Below are 15,870 nucleotides of genomic sequence, written 5' to 3'. Positions count from 1 at the left end.
TCACTCACAGGTCCACGCGGAAAGAGATCCCGACGGTGCGCGGAGCGCCGATGAAGGCGTTGTCGCGGCCGTCCACCCCTGCAAGATACCGCTTATCGGTGAGGTTGCTCACCACCAGGTTGGCGCCCATGCCCTTCAGGCGCGGCGACAGGCCCTGCAGGTCGAAGCCGATGTTGGCGTTGAACACGGTGGCCGACGGCAGCTTGTTGACGTTGGCGGCGTCGAGATAGCGCGTGCCCAGGTAACGGCCGGACAGGCCGAAGTTCCAGTTCTCACCCTGCCAGTCTGCCGACAGGACGAGGGTCTGTTCGGGCTGGCCGATCACCTTGGCGCCGTCGACGATGCCCAGCTGGGTATCACGCGCGGCATCGCCACTGCCCAGGTACTTGGAGCGGTTGTAGGTATAGGCGGCGTTGAGGCGCCAGCCGTTGTCCCAGCCATAGCCGAACGCCGCTTCCAGGCCGTTGCTTTCCACGCCGCCGAAGTTCTCGTAGACACCGTCGGTCTCGCCCAGGTAGTCAATGCCGCTGACGAAGCCGGCCGGCAGGTAGACGATGCGGTTGTCGAACTTGATGTTGTACAGCGTGACCGAGGCGGTCAGCGGCCAGCGGCTGATGCGCATGCCCACTTCAATGTTGTCAGCGGTCTCCGGCTCGACGTTGCGGAAGCGCTGCGGGTCGGTCTCGCCGAGCACGCCGGAAGGAATCGCGGCGAAGTTCTGCGAGAAGCCGGCGAACAGCTCCATGCCTTCCACGCCCGGCGCCCAGGTCAAGCCGGTGGACAGCAGCGGGTCGGACCTGGAATCGGATCTGACGTGCTCGCTGGCACCGATCACGCGGCGGCGCGACTGGTCGACGAAGAACTGCTTCACGCCCAGGCGTGCGCTGAACGGCCCGAACCTCGCCACGTCCTCGACGTAGTACATCTGCTCGTCAACCTTGTACTTGTCCTCGAACTGTACCCAGTACGGTTGATGGTCGAAGGCGATATCCTGGCCGACGTTGAGCAGGCGATGCCAGTCGCGGCGTGCCGATCGGTCCAGCTTCTCCACCCACAGGCCGCCACGGATCGTGTTGTCGACCGTGCCGAAGGTCTGCCGCCACTCGACGTCGGCGGTCACGCCCATGCGGTCGTTGTCGTAGTGCGTGTGGCGATACGACTGCGCGCCCAGCACGTTGCCGGCGTAGCAGTTCGGATCATATTCGGCAGTGAAACCCAGCCGCGGTGTGCAGTTGGCCAGGCGCTGCGCGGCGCTGCCGTCGGGATTGACGAAGAAGATCTGGCCACGGTTGCTGCCGCCGTACACGGTCTTTCCACCGATGTACTCCGATTCGGGGCGGCCGGCACCATCGTCGCTGACCTGTGCCAGGTAAGGTGGCAGCCAGTCGCCACGACCTTCCATGCGGTGTCCGTAAGCCGCCACCGAGGCCTTGAAGCCGTTGCCACCGTCGAAGGCCGCGCGCAGGTAGCCGAAGGTGTTCTCGCGCAGCGCACGCGAGCCGGAACGGTAGTTCTGGTCCAGGTAGGGAATGCCGGTGAGGGTGCCGACCAGGTTGTCACGATCAGGATTGGTGGCGAAGCCCTTCGGTGAGACGCTGGTGTATTCCGGCTCGTCCGCATCGTTGTAGGACAGGTAGCCGGTCAGCGTCCAGCGGTCCAGTTCGGTGATGAACTTGCCGGCGATGTGGTCGTTGCTGGCGTGCCCGGTGCCGTCGATCCAGTCATGCACCTTCGACGAGGAGGCGCTGACCCAGGCGCGGGTGTGGCCGCCGAGCAGGCCGGTGTCGTAGCGCACGTAGTACTTGCGCGCCTCGTTGTCACCGGCGCCGACCACGAAACGCAGGCGGCTGTCCTGCAGCGGGTCGCTGGTGAGGAAGTTGAGCGTGCCGCCCAGCGCTTCGTTCGAGCGCGAGGAGATATCAGCGGTGCCCTGGCTGACTTCCACTGTCTCCAGATCGAGGGTGTCGATGTAGCGGTTGGCCAGCGAGCCGCCGCCGTAACCCGAACCGCCGTTGGGCAGGCCGTCGATGGTAGTGCCGATCTGCTGTGTGTCGCGGTTGGTGACGAAGCCACGCATGCTGATCTGCGTGCCCCACACCGATGAGCCGGTGGCATCGGCTTCGCTGACCACCACGCCGGGCACTTCATTGAGCGCGTCGTTGACGCTGCTCATCACGGTCTGCCGGTTCAGCGTTTCCGCGCGCACCGCCGTCTTGGCGTAGCTGGTGGCCTGGCCGATCACCTGTACCTGGTCAAGGGTTCGCGCATCGCTGCTGCGCGCTTCGGCAGTCTCGCCCTGCGGTGCTTCGGCCAGGGCGTCCAGTGCGGGGGCGATCAGCAGGGCAAGCAGCGAGACACGGGGAAAGCGCGCAGACGTTCGCATCGAGACCGGACCTTCAGAAGAGGGAAGCCCCGGAGTGTCGGCAGTGCCAATGACATCGGCATGACGTGGCGATGCAGGAATCGTGTTGTGCGACGGCCGGCACCTGCTGCCGGCATCAGTACCGCGCGTCCTTGGGTTTCGGGTCGCGCGGCCAGTCCTTGCCCTTGTTGGCGAAGTCCGGCCGCGGCTGGTTGATGAAGTAGCTGGCGATGTCCACCGCATCCTGGTCGGGCATCACCTGCTGCCCCAGCGGAGGTTCGCGGGTCACTGCCGGTGGCATGTTGTGCTTGACGAAACCGGCCGCCTTGTACAGGCGCGCCATGCCGGCGCCGATGTTGAAGCTGTGGTCGCCCCACAGCGGTGGGAAGGCGATGTCACCACTGGCGTCGCGCCGGCCTTCGCCGTTGTCGCCGTGGCAGGCAGCGCACTGCGTGGCGTACAGCGCCTGGCCGCGGATCGGATCCGGGGCCAGCGTGCTGTCGATGGGCCCTTCGCTTGGCGCGGCGACTTTTGCACCGTCCGGCACTGCACTGTTTAGCCACGCCATGTAGTCGAGCATCGCGCGCATCTGTGGCGCGTCCTTCGGCAGCGGCTTGCCGTTCATCGAACGCTGCAGGCAGCCATTGATGCGTTCGGTCAACCCGATCACCTTGCCAGGCCGCGGCATGTAACGCGGATAAGCGCCGCCACCGGTGTTGAAGTAGTGGTTTCCGAATGGACGCTTGCCCTCGGCCATATGGCACGAGTTGCAGTTCAGATCGTTGCCGACATTGTCCGGCAGCAGCCGTGCGGTCTCGTTGAGGAGGCGGCGGCCGAGCATCACCGACTCGGCATTGCCGAGCCCGGCGATTTCTTCGGCGCTGGGCGCGTGGTAGTGGCCGACCACCTTGCCCTGTGCATCGAGGATATCGATCGTGCCGGTCACGGCGGCATCCAGATCCGGGTACAGATGACGGTAAGCGAGGGTACCGGCGCCGGCCAGCAGCACGATGGTGATCGCACTGCCGATCAGCAGGCGGGAACGCGTGCGCGAACGCTTCATTGTGCGGTCTCCTGCGGAACGTAGTGCACCGGCTTGTCGCGCACCACCCGGCGCATACGCGCCACGTCGACCTCGCTCACTGCGCTGGCCTGATTGCCCCAGCTGCTGCGGATGAAGGTCAGGATCTGTGCCAGCTGCGCATTCGGCAGCTGCTCGAAGCCTGGCATGGTGAAGGCCATGCGGTCGTGCGGGGTCTGTGGCGTGCGGCCGCCGATCAGGGTCACCTGCACCAGCGAGCTGGGATCGTCAGCGAACACGATCGAGTTGCCGGCCAGGGCCGGATAGACGCGAGGCATGCCGCGGCCGTCGGCGCGGTGGCAGGCCTGGCAGTGCTCGGCATAGGCCAGCGAACCGGCCACGCGGTAGTCGCCGCTGCGCAGTGCGGCGGTGGTGGTGTCGGTGCCGGGCGACCACTGTGCGCTGCGTCCTTCGCGGGCGGGCAGCTGCTTCAGGTAGCGCGCCATCGCCAGCAGGTCCGCGTCGGACAGGTACTGCGTGCTGTGCTCGACCACATCGGCCATGCCGCCGAAAGCCGCCGAACGATCGGTGCGGCCGGTGCGCAGGAAGTCGACGATCTCGCCTTCGCTCCAGCTGGCCAGGCCGGTCGATTCGTTGCGCAGGTTCTTCGCGTACCAGCCTTCCAGCACCGAACCGGACAGGAACTGGCGGCTGCCATCATCGGCCATCGCCTTTTCCTGGAACGCCAGCCCGCGTGGCGTGTGGCAGGCACCGCAATGCGCCAGGCCTTCCACCAGTTCGGCACCACGCTGCTTGCCGGCGTCCAGCGACGGATCCGGGCTGAAGCTGCGTGGGCGTGCGAACAGCAGTTGCCACCATGCCAGAGGCCAGCGCATGTTGGCGGGCCATGGAATCGTGCTGTCGGCGTTGTCCTGCTTCACCGGCTGCACCGAGCCCATGAAATAGGCGTACAGCGCTTTGATCTCGGCGTCGCGGGCAACCACGTACGAGGCGTACGGCATTGCCGGATACAACGGCTGGCCATCGTGGCGGATGCCACGGCGCACCGCGCGTTCGAAGTCGGCGTAATCGTAGGCACCAATGCCGGTCTGCGGATCGGGCGTGATGTTGGTCGAGTAGATCGTCCCCATCGGCGTCTGCATGCCGAGGCCACCGGCGAACGGCTTGCCGCCCGGCGCGGTGTGGCAGGCCGCACAGTCGGCGGCGCGCGACAGGTACTGCCCCTGTGCGATCAGCGCCGGGTCGTGGATGTCGACCTGCGCGGCCTGCCGAGGTGCGAACCAGTAGGGCGTGCTGCGGGCGATGCCATAGGCGGCGGCCAGCGTGGCGGCCAGGGCAATGGCGAGCTTGAACGAGGTGCGCATGGGGGCACTGTGGGCAAGCATGCCGGCGTATTCATTGATCCGGATCAATGACTGAACGGATACAGCTTGTACACCAAGCTGAATCGTTCCTGCGCTGTCATCAAGTCGTCATCCGCGCGCGATAGATGACCGGTCTATCGGGGCGTTAACGTCCCAGCCTGTCTGATTCATCCCTATGACGTGATATGAAGCGCCTGCTGCTGCTGTTGCTGGCGTGCGCCGGCCTGTGGCTGGCTGCATGCTCCTCCTCCATCAATGCCTCGTCCACCTCGCTCGCCGATCGGCTGATCGCGCCAGGTGGTGTATCGACCCTGCTCGATCGCCCGCGCATCGCCGCGGCCATCGCCGAACTGCCCAACCGCCATGGCTTCGCGCCGGGCCGCGATGGCGTGCCGATCTTCTGGCGTGTGTTCGATCCCGGCGATTACGGCGCGCGTTACCACTACCTGCCGCAGCGCCACGAGAACGGCCTGCCGCTGGATACCGGCCTGAGCCTGGCGGTGCCGCAGCCGTTCCGTGCGCAGACGCCGCGCGGCACCGTAGTGCTGCTGCACGGCTGGATGATGAACGGTGATTCGATGCTGCCATGGTCGCTGCAGCTGGCCGAGTCCGGCTACCGCGTGGTCACGCTCGACCTGCGCAACCATGGCCAGTCCGGTGCAGGACCGTCCGGCTATGGCACCTATGAATCGGATGACGTGGTCGATGTCATCGGCGAGCTGCGCGCGCGCGGCGAAGTAACCGGCCCGCTGTACCTGTTCGGCGTGTCCTATGGCGCCGCCACAGCGGTATTCACCGCCGACAAGCTCGGCGACCAGGTGGAAGGCGTGGTGGCGATGGAATCGTTCGCCAATGCCGGTGTAGCGATCCGCACGATGATTCCGCACCTGATGGGGCTGCAGCCGGAAGGCCTGAAGGCGCAGGCGGTCGCCTCCTACGCGCGCTGGCGCTACGGCGGCCAGGACATCAACCAGGTGATCGCCGCCGCCAGCCGCCGTATCGATGTCGATCTGGACCGCGTCGACGTCGCGCGTGCGCTGGCCGATACCCGCGCCTGCGTGCTGTTGCTGCACGGGCAGGGCGACCAGCACATTCCGGTCAGCCAGGGCCGCGAACTGGCCCAGGCCAATCCGCGCGCGCACTACATCGAGATGCGCGGCGAGGACCACATCACCCTGCCGCTGCGGCTGGACCTGCTGGCCGGCGTGGTCGACGACTGGATGGCGCGTGACGAGCACCACCCGCAGAGCACGTGCCCAGCCCCACAGCTGCCGGCCCAGGCCGAATGGCTGGCACACGGCTGAAAAATGGGGACGGAGGGGATTAAGTCGTTTGCAGCACACTCGGGGCAGATGCGACTTAATCCCCTCCGTCCCCATTTTCTGTCAGGCCACGCGTCGGGCCAGTGAGCGGGCGGAGGCGGCTACGCCCAGCAGCAGTACGGCGACGCACAGGAAGGCAAAGCCGAGGCTGGTGGCGTGCGCCACGGCGCCGATCGCAGCCGGGCCAGCGAGGATGCCGGCGTAACCCAGTGTGGTCACGGCAGTGATTGCGATGCTTTCCGGCATCACCCGCTGCTGGCCTGCCATCGAGAACAGCGCCGGCACGATGTTGGCGCAGCCCAGCCCGACCAGTACGTATCCGGCCAGCGCCACCGGAAACGAGGGCACCAGTGTGGCCAGGGTGAAGCCTGCCGCGGCCGTGATACCGCCAAAGACCAGGGTGCGGGTGCGGCCGAGGTGCTCGACGATGCCGTCACCGAACAGGCGCATTGCCGTCATCGCCAGGGTGAACAACGCGAAGCCGGCCCCGGCCTGGTCACGCGGCACCTGCCGCACTTCGGCCAGGAACACGGCGCTCCAGTCCAGCATCGAGCCTTCGGCGAGGAACACCACGAAGGCCAGTACGCCGATGAACAGCACCACGCCATGCGGCAGTGCCAGCAAGGGGCCTTCGTGCAGGATCCGTTGCGGACGCCAATGCGGCGCCGACAGCATCGCAACCAGCAGCAGTGCCACCACCGAAACCAGCGCGGCCAGCCACAGCGGCGTGCCGAGGATCAGCAGCCCGGTCATGCAGCCAGCGCCGACGAATCCACCGATGCTGTAGAAGGCGTGGAAGCCGGACATCATCGCGCGCCCGGCATCGCGCTCGACCGCCACCGCCTGCATGTTCATCGCACAATCCAGTGCACCGACGCCGGCACCGAACACGAACAGCGCCGCGCCCAGCGACACCGGCGAGGGTGCCAGCACCAGCAAGGGCAGGGCGCACAGCATCATCGCGCAGGTGATCACCATCACCCGGCGGCAACCCAACCGCCCCGTCAGTGCACCTGCCAGCGGCATCGCCAGCAGCGAGCCGAGCCCGAGGCACAGCAGCACGGCGCCGAGGCTGGCGTCCGACAGCCCGGCCTTGGCCTTTGCGTAAGGCACCATCGGCGCCCACGCGGCGGTGGCGAATCCAGGAATGAAGAAGGCGGCACGGGTGGCGTGCTGCTGGGCACGCGGAGATGAAGGCGTCATGCGAGAGCGGGTCCGGATAAACACTGCCATGAAAGCGTTTCCAGTCGCATCGGGCAAGGGGCATTCGGGTCACCGAAGGCCGAATACGATTGCGGGCCGTCCATCAGGCGCAGCGGGCCCGGCGATGCCTTTCCGCATCGCCGGGCCACGTCTTCAGGACAGGGCGTGTTTACAGCGGCAGGTCGAACACCAGCACTTCGGCGTCGTTGCCGTTTTCCAGGGTCAGCTGGGCTTCGTCACTGACCTGCAGCGCATCACCGGCTTCCAGGGTGATGCCGTTGACCTGCAGCTGGCCACGCGCCACCTGCACATAGGCGCCACGACCGTTGCCGAGGGCGTGATGCAGCTTCTGGCCGCCATCAAGAATGGTGGCGAAGATGCGGGCATCCTGGTGGATGCGCAGCGAACCGTCGGCGCCGTCCGGCGAAGCGATCAGGCGCAGCTGGCCGCGCTTGCTGTCCGGCGAGAAGTGGGTCTCTTCGTACGACGGCACGATGTTCTCGGTGTCCGGGAAGATCCAGATCTGCAGGAAGTGCACGGTCTCGTCGGCCGAGTGGTTGAACTCGCTGTGGGTGACGCCGCTCCCGGCGCTCATGCGCTGCACGTCGCCGTAGCGCAGCACCGAACCGGTGCCCATCGAGTCCTTGTGTTCCAGTGCACCGCCCAGCACGTAGGAGATGATTTCCATGTTGCTGTGGCCGTGGGTGCCGAAGCCCTGGCCGCCGATCACCTTGTCTTCGTTGATCACCCGCAACGGGCCGAAGCTGACGTAACGGGGGTCGTAGTAGTTGGCGAAGGAGAAGGTATGGCGCGAGGACAGCCAGCCATGCTCGGCCAGGCCACGGGTAGCGCTCTTGCGGATCTGCAGCATGAGGGAATCTCCTTGTTCGATGGTTTCGATGGGGCGGGGTGGGCCAGTGACCGCTGTGTTTCCCCGTTGGAGAGAAGTATCCGCTTGCGTCCGAGGTTTGAAAAACGGATAGTTTTGACGACCATCATCGAAAAATTCGAATGCTCAAGCTCAGCCTCGATGCCCTGCAGATCCTGGATGCCATCGACCGCCGTGGCTCCTTTGCCGCCGCCGGCAAGGCCCTGCACAAGGTGCCCTCGACGATTTCCTATACCGTGGCCAAGCTGGAGGAGGATCTGGGCGTGCAGCTGTTCGACCGGGTCGGCCCACGTGCAGAGCTGACCGAGGCTGGGCGCGCGCTGCTGGACGAAGGCCGACACCTGCTGCGCGCTGCCCGCGAGCTGGAGCTGCGGGTGCGCCGGGTGGCGTCGGGTTGGGAGACCGAACTGACCCTGGCGGTGGACTCGGTGTTCCCGACCTGGCTGCTTGGGCCGGACATCGCCGCATTCCGTGAGGCCGAGGCACCAACCCGGTTGCGGTTGATCGGCGAGGCCCTGTCCGGCACCTGGGAGGCCCTGCTCGACCGCCGTGCCGACCTGTTGGTCGGCGCGCCGGGCGAAGGGCCCAGTGGTGGCGGCTATGTGGTCGAGCCGCTGGGAACGGTGGCGTTCGTGTTCGCGGTGGCACCCGATCATCCGTTGGCCAACGTGCAGGGCGTGCTGGGCCGTGAGCAGCTGGTCGAGCATTGCGCGATCGCCGTTTCCGATTCGGCGCGCAGGCTGCTGCCGCGCACGGTGGGCCTGTTGATGGGGCAGGAGATGCTGACCGTGCCAGACATGGCCAGCAAATTGAAGCTGCAGTGCGAAGGGGTGGGCTTCGGCTTCCTGCCCGAGCCATGCGCGCGCGCTGCTGTGGCGCGTGGCCAGCTGGTGATCCGTGAGGTGGAGGAACACAAGCCGGAGGAAACGTTCTGGCTGGCCTGGCGCACCGGTGAGGATGGCGCGGCATTGCGCTGGTGGCGCGAGCGCCTGCGCAGGCCGGAGCTGCTGTCGCAGTGGTGGCAGGCAATGGCACGGGGGTAGGGGTACGGCAGGGCTGCGCCCTGCACCCGCCGAAGCAACAGCCATAGCCAAAGCCGAAGCCGAAGCCGAAGCAAAAGCAAAAGCAAAAGCAAAAGCAAAAGCTGGTTTCCTGAGGGATGGCGGGGTGGGTCCGGTTGCGGGGGGCGCTGCAAGTACGTCCATGTAAGCTCGGTCGCCGCATCCATGCGGCTCACGCCCCCGCAACCGGACCCACCCCGCCTTCGACAGTTTTCCGCGATCTGTCGGAACGGCGTACTGCTCTGGTAAGTGTCGACCTTGGTCGACACGATAGATCCATGCCATGCGTGGATGAATTCACTCGATATCTGACAGATGTGTCGACCAAGGTCGACACCTACCAACAGCCGCGTGAACCTGTCGAAGGTGGGGCGGTGTCGGAGTGCGGGGTGTCAGCCGCATGGATGCGGCTGCCAAGCCTACAGGGACGTACTTGCGGCGTCCCCGCACTCCGACACCGCCCCGCCAAAGCACGGAATGCCAGCTTTTGCTGTTGCCGTTGTCGTTGCCTTGGCTTGAAGCATCTGCAGGTGCAGGGCGCAGCCCTGCCGAAAAAACACACATAAAAAAACAGCAGGCCGAGGCCTGCTGTTTCGGTGTAATGGTGCGCCCGGAGAGATTCGAACTCCCGACCGCCTGGTTCGTAGCCAGGTACTCTATCCAACTGAGCTACGGGCGCCAATTACATAAACTTGTTGTGCCGACTGTGTATGGTGCGCCCGGAGAGATTCGAACTCCCGACCGCCTGGTTCGTAGCCAGGTACTCTATCCAACTGAGCTACGGGCGCGCGGTACACAATCAAATTTTAAAACATTTCCAGCGGAGGATGCTGAAAACCTGTCGAGTGGTGCGCCCGGAGAGATTCGAACTCCCGACCGCCTGGTTCGTAGCCAGGTACTCTATCCAACTGAGCTACGGGCGCCCTGCGACAGGAGCGGAATTATGCGGATGTCGGCGCACACCGTCAACAGTTTTGTGAAAATTTTCATCCAACTGAATGAAAAAGCTGTTCGCCACGGCATCCGGTGCCTTCAGCCAGGCGAAATGATCGGCGCGCGTGCCCAGTTCCTGCGCGGACAGCACGCGCAGCTTCGCGTCCACATTCGGCAGCTTTGCCAGCAACGCCTGCATCGATCCGGTCGGAGCCAACCAGTCGTGTTCCATCAGTACGGCCTGTGCGCTGCCGTGCACGCGCGTCATCTGTGCGTCGAGGTCTTCACCCATGCCCGCGGCAGCGTAGTGGTTGTTCAGGCCGACGCGCGCCCAGTCGGCGATCAGTCCGCGTGCTTCGGTGCCACCGAAGCCGAGACGACGGCCATGCAGCACGCCCTGGCGCTGCGCGATCCACGGCAGGAAGCGGTAGACCAGTGGCAGCAGCCAGCCGCGCGGTGGCGGGAATCCACGCCAGAACGGTGAGCCGCTGGCCGCCAACCACAAGTGATGGAAGTGCAGAGGGTTGCGGCCGGCGTGCACGCAGGCCAGCTGCCCGCCCAGGCTGTGGCCACCGATGATCCAGGGCAGGGGGCCTGCTTCCTCGTCTGCGGCCGCCATGACCGCTTGGCTGGCCGGCAGATCCTGCTCGAGTACCTCGCGATAGCCCCAGTCCTGCGCGCGCGACGGGCGTAGTGAGCTGCTGCCGTTGCCGCGCCACTCATGCAGGTAGACCGCCACGCCCTTCGCTGCCAGCGCCTGTGCCAGCGGCAGGTAGTGGCGCGCGGCCACACCCAGCGCTGGCAGCCACAACAAGCGGGCGATGGGCTGTGCGGGCATGCAGGCCATCACTTCGTAGCGATGCCCGTCGTTGCACTGCACTGGAAGGAGGGCCGGCGTCAGGTTCATGCGTGCGGTGCCGCGCCGAAGTGGTCGAGCACCAGTACCTCGCTGCGGCCGGGGGCATAGCCCTGCTGCAGGCCGCGCGCAACGTAGTCGATGCCGGCTTCGCAGGCGTTGGCCAGGCTCAGGCCGTTGCACAGCTGCGCGGCGATGGCCGAGGCCAGCGTGCAGCCAGTGCCGTGCGCATCCAGCGGCAGGCGGGCGTGGATGAATTCTTCGCTGCTGACGCCGTCGAAGTAGCGGTCGATTACGCGGTTGCCTTCCTGCAGGTGGCCACCTTTCAGCAGCACCGCACCGGCACCCAGGTCGAGCAGGGCGGAGGCCACCTGTTCGGCGTCATCGCCGTTCCCGATCTTCCGTCCGGCCAGCAGCTCCGCTTCCGGCGTGTTCGGGGTGATCAGCGTGGCCAGCGGGATCAGCCGCTCACGCATTGCCTGCAGAGCGTTGTCTTCCAGCAGGCGCGCGCCGCTGGTGGCGACCATCACTGGGTCCAGCACCACGTGTGGTGGGCGATGGCGCTCCAACGCATCTGCGACGGCATTGATCACTTCGGTGTTGGCCAGCATGCCGAGCTTCACCGCATGGATGTCGAAGTCATCGAAGCAGGCATCCAGTTGTGCACGCAGGAAATCGATCGGCGGCACATGCACGGCGATGACGCCACGGGTGTTCTGTGCGGTCAGTGCGGCGATCGCGGAGAGTCCGTGCACGCGATGTGCTGCAAAGGCCTTCAGGTCGGCCTGGATGCCTGCGCCACCGCCGGAGTCGGAGCCGGCGATGGTGAGGGCGGATACGGGAGTGGTCGGGCTCATCAGGCGATTGTGCCGTGGTCACCGCAAAGGCGGTAGCGTCACTGCCGGTAGATGGGGTCAGATCCCTTTTCCGCAGGAAAAGGGATCTGACCCCCGCAGCGCGGCCCTCAATGCCGCCAACGCGCCCACTGCTGGTACATCACATAGCCCAGGCCGGTCAGGCCGGTGAGCAGGGCGGGAGCAAGCAGGGCGTCGTACTGCCAGCGCGTGAACAGCCAAGCGCCGATCACGCCGCCGGCGAGGAAGCCACTGATGATCAGGCCGCTGAGGGTCAGTCGTCGTACCTGCAACGGCAGCCCGCGCAGCAGGTGGCCCAGGCCGATGCCGAGATCGGTGAACATGCCGCTGAGATGGGTGGTGCGCACCACCGCGCCGCTGAAGGTCGTAGCCATTGCATTCTGCAGGCCGCAGGCCATGGCGGCCGCCAGTGCGCCCCAGATCTGGTGCTCTTCAAACAGCGGAATGGCCACCAGCAAAAGAGCCGATTCCAGCGCCAGTGCCACGCCGTAGCGCCGGCCCAGCTGCAGGGTGCTGTCCTGGATCAGCAGGCCGCTGAGCATCGCGCCCAGCGAGAACGCGATCAGCAGGCCCCACAGGTGGCCGACCGCGCGCCAGTCGCCCTGGGCCAATGCCATGCCGAGCTGGCTGGTGCTGCCGGTCATGTGGCTGACCGCCTGATGCTCGAACCCGAGGAAGCCGACCACGTTGACCATGCCGGCCACGCACGAGAGTGCGACCGCGCCGATCCAGACCCAGGTGGGCAGGCGTATTCCCATCGGCGAGGCCCCTCAGGGCCCGCCGAAGCCGCCGTTGAACTGCAGCTCGCTGAAGGTGTTGCTGGCCGGGTCGAACACGGCGCCCCAGAACTGTGCGCCGCCATCGCAGACGCGGATCGCTTCGCGGGCCGGATTGATGCCGCTGTCGTCGGGCAGGTGGAAGGCGTTGATGTAGATCAGCCGCTTGCCGGCGCTTTCGATGCCGACGTACTGGCGGTCGAAGCCCAGCACCTTCGGGACCTGCGCTTCCAGCGACGACAGCTTCGCCTCCAGCTGGTCGACCTGCTGCCGGCTGGGCGCCCAGTAGCCCGACACCCGCCCGGCCTCGCGGCCGGGGCTGGGGCGCGAGCAGGTGTCGAGCACCTGCGCGGCGATGATCGGGCGGGTGACCACCCAGGACTGGCCGGTGCGCTCGGCGGTGGGCACGCTGGCCGGGCCGCGCGTGGTCGTACAGGCACCGAGCACGGCGGCGAGGGTGATCGCAGCCGTGGGCAACAACAGGCGCGTGCAGCGGTTCACAACACCTCCGAAGCGTAATCGGCCAGGCGCGAACGCTCGCCACGGCGCAGGGTGATGTGCGCACTATGCGGCCAGTTCTTGAAGCGGTCCACCGCGTAGGTCAGGCCCGAAGTGGTCTCGGTCAGGTACGGGGTGTCGATCTGCTCGACGTTGCCCAGGCAGACGATCTTGGTGCCGGGGCCGGCGCGGGTGATCAGCGTCTTCATCTGCTTGGGGGTGAGGTTCTGCGCCTCGTCCAGGATCAGGTAGCGCGACAGGAAGGTGCGGCCGCGCATGAAGTTCATCGAGCGGATCTTGATGCGGCTGGCCAGCAGGTCGTTGGTGGCCTGGCGGCCCCATGTGCCGCCTTCCTGGTTGTGCGTGAGCACTTCCAGGTTGTCGGTCAACGCGCCCATCCACGGCGTCATCTTCTCTTCCTCGGTACCGGGCAGGAAGCCGATGTCTTCGCCGACGCTGACCGTGGCGCGGGTCATGATGATCTCGCGGTAGCGCTGCTGGTCCATTGTCTGCGCCAGGCCGGCGGCCAGTGCCAGCAGGGTCTTGCCGGTGCCGGCGGTGCCCAGCAGCGTGACAAAGTCGATCTCCGGGTCCATCAGTGCGTTGAGGGCGAAGTTCTGCTCGCGGTTGCGTGCGCTGATGCCCCACACGGCGTGGCTGCCGTGGCGGAAATCATCGACCAGCGACAGCACCACCTTGCCATCGCCGACCACGCGGCTGACGCGCAGCTCGACTTCATCCTCGCCCGGCAGGTAGACGTACTGGTTCGGATACCACTCCTCGCCGTCCTGCGCCTGGATTTCGTAATGCGAGCGGCCCTTGTCGCTCCAGCTGCGCAGGTCGTCGCCGTGGCGTTTCCAGAAGTCTTCCGGCAGCTCGGTAGCGCCGGTGTAGAGCAGGCTGAAATCGTCCAGCGCGCGATCGTTCTCGTAGTCCTCGGACACGATGCCGGCGATGGCGGCCTTGATCCGCAGATTGATGTCCTTGGAGACGAACACCACCGGCAGGTCGGGGGTTTCTTCCTTCAGGGCCAGGATCGCGCCGAGGATGGCATTGTCCGGAATGACCTTGCCAAAGCTCTTGCCCGCGTCGAAATGGCTGGTCTGGAAGCGCAGCTTGCCGGCGCTCTGCTTGCCGCGCAGCTGCAGGCCGTTGGGGCGCTGCAGCGGAATGCCGTCGGCCAGGTTGTCCAGGCCGGATTCCTGTACCAGCTCGTTGAGGAAGCGGCTCACCTGGCGGGCGTTGCGGCTCGCTTCGGAGGTGCCCTTCTTGCCGTTGTCCAGCTCCTCGATCACCTGCATGGGCAGGTAGATGTCGTGCTCCTCGAATTTGAACAGCGCGGTCGGATCGTGCATCAGCACGTTGGTATCCAGCACGTAGATGCGCTTGCCTCGGGTCATCGTCGATTCCTGGTTACGGACAGGGAAAAACCACCACGGCCTGCTGCGGGGCAGGGTGATGGCAGACACAGTAGGCAGTGGGACTCACTTGGACTGGGAGGCCTTCAGTTCGGCGAGAACGGCATCGGCATGGCCGGCAACCTTGACCTTGCGCCAGGACTGCACGATGCGGCTGTCGGGGGAAATCAGGAAGGTGCTGCGTTCGATGCCACGTACCTGCTTGCCGTACATGTTCTTCATCCTGATCACGTCGAAGGCGGTGCACAGCGCTTCGTCGCCATCGCTGACCAGCGGGAAATTGAAGCCCTGCTTGGCACAGAAGTTGTCGTGCGACTTCACCGAGTCGCGCGAGACGCCCAGCACGACGGCGCCGGCTTTCCTGAACTTCGGCAGCAGGGCGTTGAAGTCGATGCCTTCGGTGGTGCAGCCCGGGGTGCTGTCCTTGGGATAGAAGTACAGCACCAGCCATTGGCCGGCATAGTCGCCGAGGGTGGCCTGGTCGCCGCCGGACAGGGCCAGCGGCAGGGAGAGGGTGGTGCTGTCCAGGGTGTCGCCGTTGTTCATGAGGTCCTTCTGTCGAGCCTGGGTTCTTGCCATTACAGCTACATGAAACGCCACGCGCCCGTGAGAGACGCGCGAAGAATCAGAACTTCATCGGATCCATGATCGCGTCCAGGTTCAGGTGGTCGCAGAACTCGAGGAAATCGTCGCGCAGCGCGGCGATATGCATGTTGGCCGGCACGCCGATGGTGACCTGTGCGCTGAACATTTCCGCGCCGGTCTGCATGGCGCGGTAGCGCGTGCTCTGCAGGTTCTCGATGGTGATGCCCTGGCGGTCGAAGAAGTCGGCCAGCTGGAACAGGATGCCCGGCTTGTCGGCGGCGATCACTTCGACGATGTACGGCAGCAGGTTGGACTGCGCCTGCTTGGCGGCGGTGCGGTACCAGACCAGCTTCAGGCCTTCCTCGCGCTCCAGCCGGGTCAGCATCGCCTCAAGCTTGGCCACCGAGTCCCAGGAGCCGGTGGCCAGGGCGGTGACCGAGACATCGCGGCCGACCGTGGCCAGGCGTGCATCCACCAGATTGCAGCCGCTGTCGGCGATGCGGCGGGTGACGGACAGCAGGGGGGACTCCGGATGCGTCGTATAGGCGTTGATCAGGAGGTGGTTTTCGCTCGGCGCGGGGCGCGGGGTGGTGTCGGTCAAGGCGATTCCGGGTAATGCATGCGTTAGTCTGAATGCCCGCCAGAGGCGGGGATCCACCGGTGTCCAGCATACTTGCCCGTGCTTT

General features: G+C 65.9%; 14 protein-coding genes and 3 tRNA genes. 2 read left to right on the top strand and 15 right to left on the bottom strand.

The features are described from left to right. Nucleotides 1-4: 4 nt before the first annotated feature. The 3 genes from AC5P5V_RS00470 to AC5P5V_RS00460 form a co-directional block, all read right to left on the bottom strand. Entirely contained in the window at nt 5-2,383 is a 2,379-nt protein-coding gene (locus tag AC5P5V_RS00470) for a TonB-dependent receptor domain-containing protein (RefSeq protein ID WP_134967732.1), read from the bottom strand. 115 nt (nt 2,384-2,498) lie between these two features. Beyond that, nucleotides 2,499-3,425, bottom strand: coding sequence for a c-type cytochrome (locus AC5P5V_RS00465; protein ID WP_134967731.1), 927 nt, complete (start codon nt 3,423-3,425; stop codon nt 2,499-2,501). Continuing rightward, complete coding sequence (locus AC5P5V_RS00460; RefSeq protein WP_134967745.1) at nt 3,422-4,768, bottom strand: c-type cytochrome; 1,347 nt, start codon at nt 4,766-4,768, stop codon at nt 3,422-3,424. Before AC5P5V_RS00460 ends, AC5P5V_RS00465 begins: the two co-directional genes overlap by 4 nt. A gap of 185 nt (nt 4,769-4,953) precedes the next feature. Between AC5P5V_RS00460 and AC5P5V_RS00455 the strand changes: the two genes are divergently transcribed. Beyond that, nucleotides 4,954-6,072, top strand: a complete 1,119-nt coding sequence (locus AC5P5V_RS00455; protein ID WP_231352661.1) for an alpha/beta fold hydrolase — start codon at nt 4,954-4,956, stop codon at nt 6,070-6,072. 81 nt (nt 6,073-6,153) lie between these two features. Here the strand turns inward: AC5P5V_RS00455 and AC5P5V_RS00450 are convergent, their stop codons facing one another. Beyond that, nucleotides 6,154-7,293, bottom strand: a complete 1,140-nt coding sequence (locus AC5P5V_RS00450; protein ID WP_134967730.1) for an MFS transporter — start codon at nt 7,291-7,293, stop codon at nt 6,154-6,156. Between the two features lie 169 nt (nt 7,294-7,462). Further along, nucleotides 7,463-8,164 carry a pirin family protein gene (locus tag AC5P5V_RS00445; RefSeq protein WP_061480138.1) on the bottom strand — a complete coding sequence of 234 codons (702 nt, stop codon included), beginning with the start codon at nt 8,162-8,164 and terminating at the stop codon, nt 7,463-7,465. A 140-nt stretch (nt 8,165-8,304) separates the two neighbouring features. On the opposite strand from AC5P5V_RS00445, the gene AC5P5V_RS00440 reads away from it, so the two are divergent. Continuing rightward, a complete protein-coding gene (locus AC5P5V_RS00440) occupies nt 8,305-9,225 on the top strand; it encodes a LysR substrate-binding domain-containing protein (protein WP_061480137.1) in 921 nt (306 codons plus the stop codon). 620 nt (nt 9,226-9,845) lie between these two features. Here the strand turns inward: AC5P5V_RS00440 and AC5P5V_RS00435 are convergent. The 10 genes from AC5P5V_RS00435 to AC5P5V_RS00390 all read right to left on the bottom strand — a co-directional run bounded on the left by AC5P5V_RS00435 (nt 9,846) and on the right by AC5P5V_RS00390 (nt 15,785). Continuing rightward, nucleotides 9,846-9,922: transfer RNA gene (locus tag AC5P5V_RS00435), tRNA-Arg, on the bottom strand. Between the two features lie 32 nt (nt 9,923-9,954). Next, nucleotides 9,955-10,031: transfer RNA gene (locus AC5P5V_RS00430), tRNA-Arg, on the bottom strand. Nucleotides 10,032-10,089: 58 nt separating this feature from the next. Continuing rightward, nucleotides 10,090-10,166, bottom strand: a tRNA-Arg gene (locus AC5P5V_RS00425). Further along, on the bottom strand, nt 10,157-11,083 hold the full coding sequence (locus tag AC5P5V_RS00420) for an alpha/beta hydrolase family protein (protein WP_061480297.1): 927 nt from the start codon (nt 11,081-11,083) through the stop codon (nt 10,157-10,159). The genes AC5P5V_RS00425 and AC5P5V_RS00420 overlap by 10 nt, the downstream gene beginning before the upstream one ends. Continuing rightward, nucleotides 11,080-11,889, bottom strand: a complete 810-nt coding sequence (gene thiD, locus AC5P5V_RS00415; protein ID WP_049412883.1) for a bifunctional hydroxymethylpyrimidine kinase/phosphomethylpyrimidine kinase — start codon at nt 11,887-11,889, stop codon at nt 11,080-11,082. Before thiD ends, AC5P5V_RS00420 begins: the two co-directional genes overlap by 4 nt. A gap of 107 nt (nt 11,890-11,996) precedes the next feature. After that, nucleotides 11,997-12,665 (bottom strand): YoaK family protein, encoded by a 669-nt coding sequence (locus AC5P5V_RS00410; RefSeq protein ID WP_134967729.1) that lies wholly within the window; start codon nt 12,663-12,665, stop codon nt 11,997-11,999. Nucleotides 12,666-12,677: 12 nt separating this feature from the next. After that, nucleotides 12,678-13,184, bottom strand: coding sequence for a hypothetical protein (locus AC5P5V_RS00405; RefSeq protein ID WP_111201579.1), 507 nt, complete (start codon nt 13,182-13,184; stop codon nt 12,678-12,680). Next, nucleotides 13,181-14,581: a PhoH family protein gene (locus AC5P5V_RS00400; RefSeq protein ID WP_005409049.1), complete on the bottom strand. Its 1,401-nt coding sequence runs from the start codon at nt 14,579-14,581 to the stop codon at nt 13,181-13,183. Before AC5P5V_RS00400 ends, AC5P5V_RS00405 begins: the two co-directional genes overlap by 4 nt. Nucleotides 14,582-14,665: 84 nt before the next feature. Continuing rightward, nucleotides 14,666-15,145, bottom strand: coding sequence for a peroxiredoxin (locus AC5P5V_RS00395; protein ID WP_005416113.1), 480 nt, complete (start codon nt 15,143-15,145; stop codon nt 14,666-14,668). A gap of 79 nt (nt 15,146-15,224) precedes the next feature. After that, nucleotides 15,225-15,785 (bottom strand): glycine cleavage system transcriptional repressor, encoded by a 561-nt coding sequence (locus AC5P5V_RS00390; protein WP_005409051.1) that lies wholly within the window; start codon nt 15,783-15,785, stop codon nt 15,225-15,227. Between the last annotated feature and the right edge of the window lie 85 nt (nt 15,786-15,870).

The organism is Stenotrophomonas sp. YJH_SMC_130 (assembly GCF_059369035.1).
This window is presented reverse-complemented; position numbering and strand designations above follow the sequence as displayed.